This window comes from Bacillus sp. JNUCC-22, from assembly GCF_018861275.1.
Taxonomy (GTDB): domain Bacteria; phylum Bacillota; class Bacilli; order Bacillales; family Bacillaceae; genus Bacillus; species Bacillus velezensis.
Genome location: NZ_CP076408.1, coordinates 521,082 through 535,545 on the forward strand (window position 1 = coordinate 521,082; position 14,464 = coordinate 535,545).

The 14,464-nt window shown below is 40.1% G+C and carries 16 protein-coding genes and 1 riboswitch; of the genes, 13 read left to right on the forward strand and 3 right to left on the reverse strand.

The features are described 5' to 3' along the window. The first annotated feature begins 149 nt into the window (after positions 1 to 149). Entirely contained in the window at positions 150 to 1,091 is a 942-nt protein-coding gene (locus JNUCC22_RS02740) for a cation diffusion facilitator family transporter (protein WP_007409554.1), read from the forward strand. A gap of 64 nt (positions 1,092 to 1,155) precedes the next feature. Then, a complete protein-coding gene (locus JNUCC22_RS02745; RefSeq protein WP_007409553.1) occupies positions 1,156 to 2,193 on the forward strand; it encodes a flavin-containing monooxygenase in 1,038 nt (345 codons plus the stop codon). A 98-nt stretch (positions 2,194 to 2,291) separates the two neighbouring features. Here the strand turns inward: JNUCC22_RS02745 and JNUCC22_RS02750 are convergent, their stop codons facing one another. Then, entirely contained in the window at positions 2,292 to 2,927 is a 636-nt protein-coding gene (locus JNUCC22_RS02750) for a hypothetical protein (RefSeq protein ID WP_033575031.1), read from the reverse strand. 271 nt (positions 2,928 to 3,198) lie between these two features. On the opposite strand from JNUCC22_RS02750, the gene JNUCC22_RS02755 reads away from it, so the two are divergent. Continuing rightward, positions 3,199 to 3,732, forward strand: coding sequence for a cupin domain-containing protein (locus JNUCC22_RS02755; RefSeq protein WP_039062678.1), 534 nt, complete (start codon positions 3,199 to 3,201; stop codon positions 3,730 to 3,732). A 272-nt stretch (positions 3,733 to 4,004) separates the two neighbouring features. Here the strand turns inward: JNUCC22_RS02755 and JNUCC22_RS02760 are convergent, their stop codons facing one another. After that, a complete protein-coding gene (locus tag JNUCC22_RS02760) occupies positions 4,005 to 4,532 on the reverse strand; it encodes a DinB family protein (RefSeq protein WP_227749571.1) in 528 nt (175 codons plus the stop codon). A 238-nt stretch (positions 4,533 to 4,770) separates the two neighbouring features. Between JNUCC22_RS02760 and JNUCC22_RS02765 the strand changes: the two genes are divergently transcribed. The 10 genes from JNUCC22_RS02765 to JNUCC22_RS02810 all read left to right on the forward strand — a co-directional run bounded on the left by JNUCC22_RS02765 (position 4,771) and on the right by JNUCC22_RS02810 (position 13,327). Continuing rightward, complete coding sequence (locus tag JNUCC22_RS02765) at positions 4,771 to 5,565, forward strand: dihydrodipicolinate synthase family protein (protein ID WP_191974128.1); 795 nt, start codon at positions 4,771 to 4,773, stop codon at positions 5,563 to 5,565. A gap of 143 nt (positions 5,566 to 5,708) precedes the next feature. After that, complete coding sequence (locus JNUCC22_RS02770; protein ID WP_007409550.1) at positions 5,709 to 5,912, forward strand: hypothetical protein; 204 nt, start codon at positions 5,709 to 5,711, stop codon at positions 5,910 to 5,912. Positions 5,913 to 6,062: 150 nt separating this feature from the next. Further along, positions 6,063 to 7,112, forward strand: a complete 1,050-nt coding sequence (locus tag JNUCC22_RS02775; protein ID WP_007409549.1) for a Cfr family 23S rRNA (adenine(2503)-C(8))-methyltransferase — start codon at positions 6,063 to 6,065, stop codon at positions 7,110 to 7,112. A gap of 109 nt (positions 7,113 to 7,221) precedes the next feature. Then, entirely contained in the window at positions 7,222 to 7,602 is a 381-nt protein-coding gene (locus tag JNUCC22_RS02780) for a hypothetical protein (protein WP_039062680.1), read from the forward strand. 87 nt (positions 7,603 to 7,689) lie between these two features. Then, positions 7,690 to 7,793, forward strand: a riboswitch (TPP riboswitch). Positions 7,794 to 7,870: 77 nt separating this feature from the next. Then, positions 7,871 to 8,335: a TIR domain-containing protein gene (locus JNUCC22_RS02785; protein WP_042634877.1), complete on the forward strand. Its 465-nt coding sequence runs from the start codon at positions 7,871 to 7,873 to the stop codon at positions 8,333 to 8,335. Continuing rightward, complete coding sequence (locus tag JNUCC22_RS02790; protein WP_007409546.1) at positions 8,332 to 9,342, forward strand: thymidylate synthase; 1,011 nt, start codon at positions 8,332 to 8,334, stop codon at positions 9,340 to 9,342. Before JNUCC22_RS02785 ends, JNUCC22_RS02790 begins: the two co-directional genes overlap by 4 nt. After that, positions 9,339 to 10,097: a class I SAM-dependent methyltransferase gene (locus tag JNUCC22_RS02795; protein WP_039062681.1), complete on the forward strand. Its 759-nt coding sequence runs from the start codon at positions 9,339 to 9,341 to the stop codon at positions 10,095 to 10,097. Before JNUCC22_RS02790 ends, JNUCC22_RS02795 begins: the two co-directional genes overlap by 4 nt. Before the next feature lie 14 nt (positions 10,098 to 10,111). Continuing rightward, positions 10,112 to 10,930: a bifunctional hydroxymethylpyrimidine kinase/phosphomethylpyrimidine kinase gene (gene thiD, locus JNUCC22_RS02800; RefSeq protein WP_039062682.1), complete on the forward strand. Its 819-nt coding sequence runs from the start codon at positions 10,112 to 10,114 to the stop codon at positions 10,928 to 10,930. An 8-nt stretch (positions 10,931 to 10,938) separates the two neighbouring features. After that, positions 10,939 to 12,177 (forward strand): HAD-IIA family hydrolase, encoded by a 1,239-nt coding sequence (locus tag JNUCC22_RS02805; RefSeq protein WP_039062683.1) that lies wholly within the window; start codon positions 10,939 to 10,941, stop codon positions 12,175 to 12,177. A gap of 187 nt (positions 12,178 to 12,364) precedes the next feature. Then, positions 12,365 to 13,327: an arsenic resistance protein gene (locus tag JNUCC22_RS02810; protein ID WP_039062684.1), complete on the forward strand. Its 963-nt coding sequence runs from the start codon at positions 12,365 to 12,367 to the stop codon at positions 13,325 to 13,327. A 58-nt stretch (positions 13,328 to 13,385) separates the two neighbouring features. Here the strand turns inward: JNUCC22_RS02810 and JNUCC22_RS02815 are convergent, their stop codons facing one another. Next, complete coding sequence (locus JNUCC22_RS02815) at positions 13,386 to 14,435, reverse strand: NAD(P)-dependent alcohol dehydrogenase (RefSeq protein WP_167859915.1); 1,050 nt, start codon at positions 14,433 to 14,435, stop codon at positions 13,386 to 13,388. Between the last annotated feature and the right edge of the window lie 29 nt (positions 14,436 to 14,464).

The following is a 14,464-nucleotide window of genomic DNA, read 5'->3' on the forward strand; positions in this document are numbered from 1 at the left end:
ATTGAAAAGATTTTGACATTTCAGTAAAGAACCTATATATTCATATATGAGCACATAATCATATATGATTATTTTTTTGTCCATGTTAGAATGCTTCATAACAGAAAAGAAATAATAAATACAGTGTATGAGATAAGGAGGAGATTTTTATGGGTCACAATCACAATCACGCTGGCGGATCCAATAAGAAGGTTTTATTGATCTCTTTTATCATGATTACAGGTTATATGATAATAGAAGCGATAGGCGGATTTTTAACCAATAGTTTAGCGCTTTTGTCAGATGCAGGCCATATGCTGAGTGACTCAATCTCATTAATGGTTGCTCTGATTGCTTTTAAATTGGCCGAAAAAAAGGCAAGTCATCATAAGACATTCGGCTACAAACGATTTGAGATTCTCGCAGCTGTGATAAACGGTGTTGCATTAATATTGATTTCCCTTTATATCATTTATGAAGCAATCAAACGTTTCTCTCATCCGCCGGAGGTAGCAACAACCGGTATGCTGACGATTAGTATCATCGGGTTAGCTGTAAATATATTGGTCGCTTGGATTATGCTGAACGGCGGAGATACAAAGAATAACCTGAACATAAGAGGGGCTTACTTACATGTGATAAGTGACATGCTCGGATCTGTAGGTGCCATACTGGCTGCGATCCTTATCATCTTCTTCGGGTGGAGCTGGGCAGATCCAGTGGCCAGTGTCATTGTGGCTATTCTTGTTCTGAGAAGCGGTTACCATGTGACGAAAGACTCCATTCACGTATTAATGGAAGGAACTCCGGGAAATATCGATGTCACTGACATCATTCATACAATTGAAGAGACAGAAGGAATTCAAAGCATTCATGATTTGCACATATGGTCTATCACAAGCGGATTGAATGCTCTTTCCTGCCACGCAGTTGTTAACGATCAACTGACCATTTCTGAAAGTGAAAGTATTTTACGCAAAATTGAACATGAACTTGGAGATAAAGGCATTACACATGTAACCATTCAAATGGAAACAGCAGCGCATAATCACGACAATACGATTCTTTGTCAGGCCCAAACTGAGAATCCGCGTGACCATCATCATCATTAAAGAAGGAAATAGGGACTCACTTTGTCTGCTGACAATTAAGATAAAACCGGAGGGGGGGATTCATATGTACGACACGATAGTAATCGGAGCCGGTCAGGCAGGAATCTCAGTAGGATATTATCTAAAGAAGTCGAAACAAAAATTTATCATTTTGGATAAAAGTCATGAAGTGGGAGAAAGCTGGAACAACCGGTATGACTCATTGGTTTTATTTACTTCTCGAATGTACAGCTCTTTGCCTGGAATGCAGCTTGAAGGAGACAAGCATGGACTCCCTTCAAAAAATGAAATTGCTGCTTATCTGAAAAAATATGTTGAAAGATTTGAAATCCCGATCCAATTACGGACAGAAGTAATAAGTGTCCAAAAATTAAAGAACTATTTCTTAATAAAAACAAACCGGGAAGAATATCAAACGAAGAATCTTGTGATGGCCGCAGGTCCTTTTCATACCCCTAACATTCCATCAATATCAAGGGATGTAGCCGATCATATTCATCAATTACATTCTTCACAATATAAACATTCAAAACAACTGGCGCCTGGGAATGTACTGGTAGTCGGCGGCGGGAATAGCGGGGCTCAGATAGCTGTTGAATTATCCAAAGAAAGAGTTACATATTTGGCTTGCAGTAATAAACCGGTTTATTTCCCTTTATGGATTGGAAAAAGAAGCATCTTTTGGTGGTTTGATAAATTAGGAGTTTTACATGCAAGTCATACATCAATATTAGGCAAGTTCATTCAGAAGAAAGGCGACCCCATATTTGGGTATGAATTAAAACATGCAATAAGACAGAAGAAGATCATCTTAAAACAAAGAGTCATAGCCGGAAAGCAAAATGAAATGATTTTTAAAGATTCATCTTCATTAGAAGTAAACAATATTATTTGGGCAACTGGTTTTAAGAATCCGCTTTGTTGGATGAAAATAGAAGGTGTTTTGGATAAGGAAGGCCGAATTATACATCACCGGGGTGTTTCAGCTGTGGAAGGATTGTATTTTATTGGTTTGCCTTGGCAGCATAGGCGAGGTTCAGCGCTGCTTCAAGGTGTAGGAAATGATGCTGAATACATTGTAAAACAAATGAACGGTGGATAGACAGAGGAGAGCAGTAACTTACGTGTTTACTGCTCTTTTTTGTGTTGAATAAGTCCGGTTATGTGACTGTGTAAAGCCGAAAAAATCTTTTGGCTTAATTAATAAGAAGATCCCTGACTCATTGATTGTGCAACATTCTGACGTACCTCCCTAGCTAACTGCGCGGCACGTAAGGAAGCCTGCCAAATAGCCGGACTCACTGCAGATTGACTGATGGATAATGCCTGTTGTGTGGCTGGAACCATTGGTCTTAGGAGATTTTCCGCCTCGTCTACAGATGACGCGTATTGGTGACCGGCTGCTCTTCGCAGGTCTGCTATCGCTGCGGGGAAGTTTGACCATAGACGAAGTATTGAATTCATGCAGCCAACCATAAGAGGAAAATGAGGAGCCCGGCCTTGTCCGGAGGCGAGAAGCTCTGCTGCGCCTAAAGCGGAATAAACGTGATAGCTCAACGGAGTAAGATATTTCGCGTGTACAGTATGAAGTTCTCGTAATCCCCAAGTGTCTGGAAGAAATCTGAATTCTGAACTCATACCGCATCCCAGAGCGAGTGCTCTGCTGACAGCCTGCAAGTGTTTCACTACCGCAGCCATTGATTGTTGAAAGGAGGATGAGTGTATTGGAATTTGTTGAATCGCAGATAAATGGCTTCGCATTTTATGATTTGCCTGGCTTAAATCAGGCTGCTGTCTGTAATCATATACATAATACGGATAATAATAATAATACATATCTAAACTCCCTTTATGAATGACTTTTAGGAGCAGGATATGCACCCAGATTGTTTTTGATAAGGGCATGTGCCTAAATTATCCATCAGTGCAACGATTTTAGTCCGCGCATATTCAGTTGGTATTTTTTATGCAAACGGATTTTGTGGCCAAAACGTTTCTGCTAACTTAAGTCTTTTAGGCTGATCAAGGGAATTCCTTAGTGCGGCACACTCTCATTACCAAAAGCATAGGATAATATCACAAAAATTTAAAATTGCGGGGATGAAAAATGTATTATATACCTTTTTCGCATCAATGTTATTATTGTGTGAATGTACCGATGTATAGCGATGGAAGATCTGTTTATTGGACTTTTCCAAATAACTATGATCCTTCATACGAAGATAGAAACCTTCTCTTGAAAGATTATGGACCAAAACCATTCGTTGTGAATATCAATAAAGCCGCAAAACAAAACAATACGTTCCGTACGGCCCTATGGACAGGAAAGCATTTTCAAATTACTTTGATGAGTCTTGGTATTGGAGAAGATATCGGTTTGGAGATCCATCCTCACGTAGATCAATTCTTACGGATTGAGCAAGGCCGGGGGATCGTTAAAATGGGTAAGAGCAAGGAACATTTAACTTTCCAAAGAAATGTCTATGATGACTTTGCCATTGTTGTCCCTGCCGGCACTTGGCACAATGTTGTGAATACGGGTAATACGCCGTTAAAACTGTATTCAATTTATGCTCCTCCTAACCATCCGTTTGGTACGGTTCATGTGACAAAGGCCGATGCAGCGGCTGCGGAAGATTAGTATAGGATTCCAGAGGACTTTACTGCTGCAAAGACTATAGAAAAAATCGTATTTGGACAGCATCATTAAATAAAGCGATTGAATGGCTGAAACACAAAATATTAACGTTTCAGCTTGTCATAGTGCAGTTGATGCGATGCTTTATTCCACAACTTTTCAACAGCAAATGTGGTTTTTTGTCTGTACATTTTAATTGATTGGCAGTCAGTGAAAATAGGCAATCCGCAGGGAACTTGTAATAAATTTATCCTTGCTCCTCCTAATAAGCGGCTTTAACCGACAAGTTTCTGTTTCTCTTCAAACCATTTGCGAAGCTGATGAATATGAGCTTGATGATATCTATTATGGTCTGCCATATGCCATATTCCCCATTGAATGGTTGCTTGTTTTTCTGCTTCATAATCTACTGTATGATTCAGCTGATCGTCAGTTAACTGATAACAAACAGACTTAAACATGCTGAATACTTCTTCATAATCAGTGAGAATTTGTTCTAATGAAACACCGGAAATGAAAGGGAGCTTATTGTTCTGATCTAACATTGGTCCATACTTCTCTTCAAGCTGCTTTGGTATCGGTTCACCCTTTATTCTGAATATCCAGTTGAGATCAACATATGCTAAGTGTCTTATTAGCTGAGCTGTACTATTGTATGTTTGATTTGGTCCTTTATAATCAATCTCCTGCTGTGACATGTCTGACACAATGGATATTAAGCGGCTGTAATTTTCATTAACGGCAGAATACAGCATTCCCACAAGATGATCCATGTGCGGTTCACCTTTTAAATCTAAAATCATTAACCCCACCTCATTAGCACAATTTTTACATTCAGTTTGCCTTATTACTCATATTTGTCAAGCCATCCAGGAAATGAATCGCTAGAGGATGAAGCAGGCTCTCTTTGCCTGCTTTTTTTGTGTGTCGGCCTTTACATCTGACATGTTTATTTATCTGAAACTGTACCTTTTTAAATGTCAGACAGTGTTATATGATACTCTGCAGATATTCAAGAATATGTACTTGGAGGACATTCTCATGCGAAATTTTAATGTTGCTATCCCTACGCCTTTTCATGAAGATGAAAGTTTATATGTAGAAGGATTTGATGCTATTGTCGAACATTTGAAAAACAGCGGTATCCATTCGTTACTCATATGCGGCACGACTGGTGAACAGCATTCACTCAGCATAGATGAGCGTCTTCAGATCATTGAGTATGTTCATCAGCGAAAATTTGAAGATGTTGAACTGATGTTCGGTGTTTCAGCCGTAAGAACCAGTGATGCCGTCAAACTGATGAAACACATCGAGAAAACCAATATTGATTCTGTACTGATTGGTTTTCCTCCTTATATAAGACCGACACAGCAGCAAGCCGTTTATTACGTTGACGAACTTCTCAGTCATACCTCTAAAGAGGCTGTGCTTTATAATAACCCCGGCCGGACCGGTTTTAATCTGAGTGAGAAAGCGCTTAAAGACTTAATAAGCCGGCATCCCGGGATAAGGGGGCTGAAAGAAGGAGGAGACGTTCTGCGTCATAAACAAACAGAGTTCCCTGATCACTTTATTTTGTTTGCGGCAGGGGACGTTGAATTTCCGAAGATGCTGAGTAACGGGTGTAACGGCCTGTCAAGCATGGCCGGAAATGTCTATCCTGAAGAAATCAGAGAAAGCTTCAGCAGCTTATCAGAAAATAAACCGATTAATCTGGATCGAATAAACGATCTGATTGCTGAAGTGACAAATCATCATACTGTCATGAATATAAAAAATCACTATAGGAAGATTGGGATTCAAGCAGGCAGCTGCCGGTCACCCATTATATAAGAAATGTTCCGTCGCGGATAAGTGAAAAATGTGATCAGCGCGCTTTCTGTACTTGGATTAGGCTTAATAAGCAAGTTATATAATACTGTCATTAGCGGGGGCGTAAGCATTTGTTTAGCTTTACATAAGGGAAACCTTATGATATGGTGATTATTGCTAATATTGACAAGAAAGAGGTGAAAGCGATGATAACGATTTATGGAATTTTGTATGGTAAAAATGCAAAAATTGGAAACATTTTGGCGGACAAAGGGAGCAGTCTGTCCTTTTTTAAGCCAAATCACCATACAAAAACAGTTATCGGTGCTTTTTCTCTATGTCAAATAAACGATAATCCAATGACATAATGTCCTTGTTTATTTGTGCATGATGTTATTTAAGCGTAACACCGATAATTGTGTCGGTGTTTTTTTGTGCCTGATTTTAAAAAAAGGTTAGATGATCACTCCCTTCTATTTACTCAAACAAACAAGAGTATTATGGAAGGATGAGAAAACATGCAACAAAAAAACAAGTATATAAGAATTCAAGAGTTCCTGAAGCAAAATAAATTTCCTGATTTTAGAATGAATCAAATCAAAAATGCTGTATTCCAAGGGAGAATAAATCATTTCAATGAAATAACGGTTCTTCCTAAATCCTTGAGAAAATTGTTAATAGAGGAGTTCGGAGAGTCAATTTTAAATATTGCTCCTTTAAAAGTGCAGCATTCTGAGCAAGTTACAAAAGTCTTATTTGAAATTTCAGGAGACGAAAAAATAGAAACGGTTAATATGAAATATAAAGCCGGTTGGGAGTCATTTTGTATATCCTCGCAGTGCGGCTGTCATTTTGGCTGTAAATTTTGTGCAACAGGAGATATTGGTTTAAAACGCAATTTAACGTCAGATGAAATGACTGACCAAATTTTGTACTTTCACTTAAAAGGACATTCAATTGACAGTATTTCTTTTATGGGAATGGGAGAAGCATTAGCGAATGTACAAGTTTTTGATGCTTTACATGTGCTTACAAATCCGAAGTTGTTTGCTTTAAGCCCTCGCAGGTTATCTATTTCGACCATAGGTATTATTCCGGGCATTAAAAAAATCACTCAGGATTATCCGCAGGTCAACCTGACGTTTTCATTACATTCTCCTTTTAATGAACAGCGAAGCAAGTTAATGCCGATTAATGAACGCTACCCGTTATTGGAGGTAATGGACACATTAGATGAGCATATACGTGTGACCTCAAGAAAAGTTTATATTGCTTATATTATGCTGCCGGGAGTTAATGATTCTATTGATCATGCGAATGAAGTAGTAAATCTTTTAAGAAGCAGATATAAGAGAGGGAACTTGTTCCATGTAAACATCATTAGATATAACCCGACTGTTAGTTCACCTATGAGATTTGAAGAAGTAAATGAGAAACAAGTTGTAAACTTCTATAAAAAATTAAAGTCAGCAGGAATTAACGTGACCGTCAGAAGTCAATTTGGCATTGATATAGATGCTGCTTGCGGACAATTATATGGAAATTATCAAAAAAATAAGAACCAATAAATCAGGTGCAGAACTCGGTTTGACTTCATATTATTTCATTTGATAACATAAAATGGTTATTGTGATTGAAAAAAAGATACCCGTTTTTATAAAAAAAGGAGTCATAACGTTGCTGAAAAGGTTTTTTCTTGTTTTTCTTACGCTGATAATGTCTATATTTGCTGTATTCGCGGCTGCTGAAGAGTCTCCCGGCGATCGTGTCATTTCTTTTGACGAGCCTATGATTTTATTGATCTCACTCGGAATCATCTTATGTTTGTTCATTCCTCCATTCGTCATGTCCTTTTTTGGCAGTTTGGTTGTGAGAATCATATCCGGAGTCTATCAATGTTTTATCGTCCTCACGTTTGCGGGGCTCATTCCGATTGGATTTCTGATCCCCAATGGCTTTTTGACAATTCTTGCTGCCGTACTGGGGACTTTGGTCAGTTTAGCCAGTGTTGTGGTCACCTTATTCGTTGGCAGGAAAAAAGAGGCCGGAAGGTTTTAAAACTAGTGGGTAAGCTGCAATATTGAAGGGAAAGTCATTGTTTGACTATTTATATGGAATAGCATAGAATTAAAGTAAATATTTATAAAAAGTCACTAGGGGAGCTTTAATAGCTGAGAAGAGACAATACGTCCTGACCCTTTGAACCTGATTTGGTTAATACCAGCGTAGGGAAGTGAAAAATTAGAGAGATTCTTTATCTTATCTATATTTAAGCCACTTTCCATAGAGGAAAGTGGCTTTATTTATTTTGAAAGGGTGATATGAAGTGGCGACTAAAAAAGTTTTTCTGGCAGGGCCTTTTAAAAGTTTAGTAGATGAGAAAACTGGATTGATGAGTACGTATGAGAGGGGAAAGCTGGAATCATTAATTTCCTTTTTTGAGAATGAAGGATGGCTGGTTCATAATGCTCACAAGCGGGAAGGGTGGGGGAAAGATTTCATGACACCCCTTCAATGCACTAAAATTGATTTTGATGAAATAAGTACTTGCGACCTTTTTGCAGCATTTCCCGGATCACCCGCTTCTCCTGGAACACATATAGAAATTGGATGGGCTTCCGCCTTGAAAAAAAAGATCGTGCTATTTCTAGAAAAGGACAAGGATTATGCTTTCTTAATTCAAGGGTTACATGCAGTGGCGGATGTTGAGTACATCAGCTATAAAGATACAGATGATTTATTAGAGAACATTAAAAATACCTTTGCAGCATATAAGGCGGAATCTCAATGAGAAAGAGAACTTTTCATGAAGCATATACGGAAACGCTGTATGACATCTATCACAACCCTGAATTTTTCAATTCACCGCGCGGACAAAAAAGCAGAGAACAATTGAACTACCATCTGACTCTGGAAAATCCAATAGAACGTGTCACTTATTTATCCTCAAGAAAAACCAATATCGTGTTTAATTTTGCTGAAGTGCTATGGTATTTATCGGGGAGTAACGACTTAGATTTTATCAGTTATTACAATAAAAAAATGCCTTCATACTCAATGAATAAAAAAACATTAACAGGCACTGCGTACGGGCCTAAAATATTTGAATTCGGAAATGCAAAACTAAATCAATGGAATAGAATAAAAAATCTTTTGACACAAGAAGATATTGATTCAAAAAGGGCATTTATTCAAATATTCGATGCTTCGGAACTCTTCGTTTTAGAAAATATAGATGTTTCCTGCACAATCGGTTTGCAGTTTTTTGTGAGGGAAGGCGAATTATACATGTCTTCTGTCATGCGTGCAAATGATGCTTTTCGCGGGATGATCAGTGATCTTTTCTCATTTACCTTCATGCAGGAATTAATGGCCAGAGAACTGCGTGTAGAAGTCGGAGAATATTTTCATAATGCGGGATCAATCCATATTTATGATTCAGATCATGAATGGGCGAAAACGGTGCTTGAAGAAGCTGAAAATCACCATGATATTCCGGAATTTGAATTTCCGAAAATGCCTGAGGGAAATAACTGGCCGTCCATTGAAACAGTCTTAAAGTACGAAAAATTACTTAGGAAAGATCAAATTTCTATGACTAAAAACGATATTGAAATGCTTGATTTACCTGATTACTGGAAACAGATTCTTTTCCTTTTCAGTATATACCAGCATATTGCATATAAACGGGATATGGATCATTCTCTATTTCAAAGTTTACTTCCTATATATCAATTTTTCGTCAGGAATAAGTGGTTTCATTATTTCTCAACTGAGCAAAAGGAGGAAATTCAATGAAAACTTCATGGAAAGAAGACAGTGTTGCTGGTAAATTCGATGCTTATAATGACGTTTTAGAACAAACGTTAGGTTTTGAGTTTGTTTTTCGTACTTTTGATAAAGCGGAGATTAAAAAGGTGCTCGATTTCGGATGCGGTCCAGGAAAGGTAGCTTATAGGCTGGCTGACAGAATAGGCTGCAATGTGATCGCAGTCGATGAATCAAGGAAGATGTTAGATATAGCAAAGGCAAAAAGACAACATCCTCATGTGGACTATCATTTAATTGAACACGATAATCTTTCCTTCTTACCAGATCACTCAGTTGATGCTGCAATGGCCTGTTATGTTTTTATTAATACGGATAGTGACCAGCGTATCAAAGGTATCATAAATGAAATTTTTCGTGTGTTAAAACCAGGAGCTTCATTTGTCATACTCGATACGAATCCTGATTCAACCGGAATTGAATTTTCAACCTTCCGCAATGGAATACCGGGGAAAGAATATTCTTACGGAGAAGAAAGAAATGAATGGCTCCATGTTCCCGGGCAAGCAGATTTAATTTTAAATGATTTTCATTGGCCGAAGTCAATGTATTATACACTATTAACTCATGCAGGTTTTGAAAATGTAACTTTATCAGAACCAACGTTAAACGATATTGACCAAGAGCATGTAAAAGCCATAGAGAAAGAGTTTCAATTTAATAATTGGAAATGTGAAAAGGAATACCCGCCTTTTGTCATTTTTAAAGCAGTGAAACCTGCCTGAAGGAGGAGTGTAAGTTGACGGATATTTATAAAGCGCTTTCGATTGCTGGGACTGATCCTTCCGGAGGGGCGGGAATTCACGCGGATTTAAAAACATTTCAGGAACAAAAGGTATATGGAATGGCAGTTATTACATCAGTTGTTGCACAAAACACACTTGGTGTGAAAAGTTTTGAGGAGATGTCTCTTCAGAATATATCTCAGCAAATAGACTGTGTCATGGATGATATAAAACCGGATGCTGTCAAAACCGGTATGCTTGCAAGTATAGGAATTATTGAATTGCTGGCAGAAAAGTTAAAAGACGCAAATATTCAATCGTATGTGATGGATCCGGTTATGATTGCTAAAAGCGGACATCATCTGCTCCATAAGGACGCCATTGATCATTTGAAGAAATTATTAATACCCCAAACAACTGTTATTACACCGAACATTCCGGAAGCGGAAGCAATCATCGGCAAATCAATCGAGACTGTACAGCAGATGCGTGATGCGGCGAAAGAAATAGTGGAGGTATACGGGGCAAAAAGTGCTGTCGTAAAAGGGGGGCACCTGAACGGAGAAGCCCGTGATATTTTGTACTTTGACGAGGACTTCGAGGAATTTGTTTCTCCCCGCTTTGATACAAAGCATACTCATGGAACAGGCTGTACGTTTTCAGCTGTGATAACTGCAGAGCTGGCAAAGCAGCACAGCATACCGGAATCAGTGGCAACTGGAAAGGAATTCATTTCAGCAGCCATTAAACATCCCTTAGGAATCGGGAAAGGACAAGGCCCTACAAATCATTTTGCGTATCGCTCAACTATTAACCAAGAGACAACCGCTTAAGGAGTGTTATGATGATCTCCGAGAATTATGATGTATTTTTATTTGATTTAGACGGAGTGATATATATAGGAGATAAAGCTTTACCAGGAGCTGTGGCCTCTTTAAAACGACTCCGTGAAGAAAAGAAAGCCATTCGCTTTTTAACGAATGATCCTTGTGTTACAAGAGAAACGATTGTGAAACGCCTTCATAAACTGGGGATTTCAGCAAGTATTGATGAAGTGTTTACTGCGGGGTGGGCAACAGCTGATTACCTTGTCAGCGAAGGAATAAAGAAGGCATATATATTGGGAAATGACCAACTTAAAAGTGAAATTCAAAAGGCCGATATTGATCTTACGGAAGATCAGGCGGAGGCTGTTGTCATTGGATGGGATCAAAATATTACATTTCAGGATGTGCATAAGGCAGTAAACCTCATCCGCTGCGGGGCTTCATTTATCGCTGCAAACGGGGATAAAACATTTCCTGCCGCTAACGGACCGGCTCCCGCGACAGGCGCTATAGTCGCGGCTGTTAAAACAGCAGCTGCTAAAGAGCCGATTATAATTGGAAAACCGGCGTCTTCAATATTTGAAAAAGTACTCGAGTCTTTTGAAGATAAAGAGAGATGCGTTATGATTGGGGATACGCCTGAAACAGATATTGTCGGAGCAAACCAAATAGGCATAACTTCCGTATTAGTTTCTGAACAAAATACTTTATTTCCTGCAAAACATGATTTTAGAAATCCGGATGTTGTGATCCGCGATCTGAAAGACTTGTTCGATAATGAAATAAAGGCAGAAGTACGGAAAAAACCGGATTTCCAATGGACAGAACAAGTGAAAGCCGGAGTCGCTGGAATTATAATTAAAGAATCAAGTTCCGTTTTATTAATGAAGCGTGCTGATAATGGTTTATGGGGCATTCCTTCAGGACATGTGGAACCTGGTGAAACAGTTGAACAAGCAATTATAAGAGAAATAGAAGAGGAAACTGGATTAGTGGTGAAAGTCTCTAAAATGATAGGCGTTTATTCTGATCCGAGTTCACAAACCTTTATATACCCTGACGGCAGAGTCAGCCATTTTATTACCAATTGTTTTCAATGTGACGTCATCGGCGGCACTTTGAAAAAGTCCACTGAGGAAGCCATGGAAATCAGATATTTTGATATCCATGAATTACCTGAACATCTCTTGCCGATGCACCCGAGATGGCTGGATGATGCTTTGGAAATGAAAGAGAATGCTTTTATTCGATAAGGAACAGTATGTCAAAAATACTTTTTGGGGGTTATTTACAAGGATTAACGGTTTTCAACCCGTTTTTCTCGCCGCGTTCCAAAAACACCAAGTGTCACAGACCCTTGGTGTTTTTTAATTCCGGCAGAACCATAATGCAAGAGCGGCAGAAAAGAAGGTATAATGGGCGGAGAAGAGGTGTCAGCCAATGAAAATAACCAGAGAGACATTAGAAAAACAGCAAATTTGGATATATGGTGTGACTCTTGTAATCGGCGGAATAGCGGGGATCGCCGGGAAAGATTCAGGACTTCGCTGGGGATGGACGATATCACCGCTTATCGCTGTTCTCATGTATGCCATGTTTGCCCAAATCCCATTCTTGAAGCTGAGGGAAGCCATGTCAAACCTCAAGTTTATGGCGGCTTTATTGATCGGTAATTTCTTAGCTGTACCTGTCGTTGTATGGGTGTTAACCGCCATTTTTCCTCAATCTCCTCCTATATTATCAGGGGTTTGTTTGGTATTGCTTACACCTTGTATTGATTACGTCATCGTCTTTACTCAGCTCGGCAAAGGAAATGAGAGATTAATACTGGCTTCCACGCCGGTTTTGTTCGCCGTTCAGATGGTATTGCTTCCGTTATACCTGTGGCTGTTTATCGGGAAAGAAGTGATAGGGGCTGTTCATGCGGGGCCGTTTCTGGAAGCATTCTTATGTTTAATAGCGGGACCGCTGCTGGCGGCAGTGATGACACAATTATGGGCTGATAAGAAGCCGGCTGGAGAAAAGATGTTAGAGTGGACGGCCTGGCTGCCTGTTCCTTTTATGGCTCTGGTCTTACTGGCGGTCGTCGCCACACAAATCGGAAAGGTCATCAGTGATGCTGGCATCATTATACGTGTGATTCCGATCTATCTGTTATTCCTGCTCATTATGCCGTTTGTCTCCCGGTTTATCGCATATGCGTTCCGTCTGGATACAGGTGAAGGAAGAGCATTGATCTTCAGCACGGGCACAAGAAATTCTCTCGCAGTTCTTCCGTTAGCGCTGGCTTTGCCGGATGCTTGGGCCTCATTAGCCGCCGCTGTTATCGTCACACAGACGATCGTTGAATTGATAGGCGAATTGGTTTATATAAAAGCGGTGCCCGGATGGCTGCTGAAATAAAAAATAATCTGAACAGAAAAAAACATACCAATAGATATTGGTATGTTTTTTATGTCGATTATAAAGTTGAAATATCAATGACGAAACGGTAGCGGACATCGCTTTGGAGAACCCGTTCGTACGCTTCGTCAACTTGATTGGCCGGTATCACCTCAATTTTAGGAGCAATGCCGTGCTCGGCGGCGAAATCAAGCATCTCCTGAGTCTGCGGAATACCGCCGACGAGTGAACCCGCAATGCTGCGGCGGCCCGTGATTAAGGAGAACACACTGTATGAGTCCGGCTTAGCGGGCGCTCCCACATTTACCAATGTACCGTCAATGCGAAGCAGGGATAAGTAGGCATCTACGTCAAGGTTCGCGGATACTGTATTTAAAATAAGATCAAATCGTCCGGCCAGCTCAGTAAATGTATCCGGATCGCTTGTTGCAAAGTAGTGATCGGCTCCAAATTCAAGCGCTTCGTCTTTTTTGTTCATTGAGCGGCTGAGGACGGTGACCTCTGCGCCTAAAGCGTGCGCGAATTGAACGGCTAAATGTCCGAGCCCGCCCATTCCGACAATCGCCACTTTTTTGCCGGGGCCGGCATTCCAGTGTTTCAGCGGAGAATAGGTGGTAATGCCCGCGCACAATAGCGGGCTGGCAGCATCCAAATCCAGCTGATCCGGAATCCGGACAACGAATCTGTCAGTGACAACTATTTTCTGGCTGTAGCCGCCATACGTAGGGTTTCCGTCGTAGTCCGGGTTATTATAAGTCTGAACAACGCCTTTTGTGCAATATTGTTCGTCTCCGTTCAGGCAGTATTCACATTCCCCGCAGGAGTCTACAAAACAGCCGACACCCACACGGTCGCCGACGGCAAATGTGGTGACTTCTTCACCCACGGCTTCCACAACTCCGGCAATTTCGTGTCCGGGAACCATCGGAAAGATTCCGCCGCCCCATTCATCGAATGCGCTGTGGATGTCTGAGTGACAAATCCCGCTGTACTTAATATCAATCAGGATATCGTGCGGCCGTAATGCTCTTCTCTCAATCGTCGTCCGCTCAAATTTAGCTTTTGCATGCGGAGCGCTTAATACACGAGTCGGATGATTATTACACATGGTTATCTTCCTTTCCAAGATAAAATGAT

Excerpts from the sequence above, each read along its gene's own strand:
- JNUCC22_RS02775 (WP_007409549.1), top strand. The coding sequence starts at position 6,063 with ATGCAACAAAAAAACAAGTATATAAGAATTCAAGAGTTCCTGAAGCAA.
- JNUCC22_RS02795 (WP_039062681.1), top strand. The coding sequence starts at position 9,339 with ATGAAAACTTCATGGAAAGAAGACAGTGTTGCTGGTAAATTCGATGCT.
- JNUCC22_RS02770 (WP_007409550.1), top strand. The coding sequence starts at position 5,709 with ATGGTGATTATTGCTAATATTGACAAGAAAGAGGTGAAAGCGATGATA.
- JNUCC22_RS02750 (WP_033575031.1), bottom strand. The coding sequence starts at position 2,927 with ATGTATTATTATTATTATCCGTATTATGTATATGATTACAGACAGCAG.
- JNUCC22_RS02740 (WP_007409554.1), top strand. The coding sequence starts at position 150 with ATGGGTCACAATCACAATCACGCTGGCGGATCCAATAAGAAGGTTTTA.
- JNUCC22_RS02815 (WP_167859915.1), bottom strand. The coding sequence starts at position 14,435 with ATGTGTAATAATCATCCGACTCGTGTATTAAGCGCTCCGCATGCAAAA.
- JNUCC22_RS02810 (WP_039062684.1), top strand. The coding sequence starts at position 12,365 with ATGAAAATAACCAGAGAGACATTAGAAAAACAGCAAATTTGGATATAT.
- JNUCC22_RS02755 (WP_039062678.1), top strand. The coding sequence starts at position 3,199 with ATGTATTATATACCTTTTTCGCATCAATGTTATTATTGTGTGAATGTA.
- JNUCC22_RS02805 (WP_039062683.1), top strand. The coding sequence starts at position 10,939 with ATGATGATCTCCGAGAATTATGATGTATTTTTATTTGATTTAGACGGA.
- JNUCC22_RS02765 (WP_191974128.1), top strand. The coding sequence starts at position 4,771 with ATGCGAAATTTTAATGTTGCTATCCCTACGCCTTTTCATGAAGATGAA.
- JNUCC22_RS02745 (WP_007409553.1), top strand. The coding sequence starts at position 1,156 with ATGTACGACACGATAGTAATCGGAGCCGGTCAGGCAGGAATCTCAGTA.
- JNUCC22_RS02760 (WP_227749571.1), bottom strand. The coding sequence starts at position 4,532 with ATGATTTTAGATTTAAAAGGTGAACCGCACATGGATCATCTTGTGGGA.
- JNUCC22_RS02790 (WP_007409546.1), top strand. The coding sequence starts at position 8,332 with ATGAGAAAGAGAACTTTTCATGAAGCATATACGGAAACGCTGTATGAC.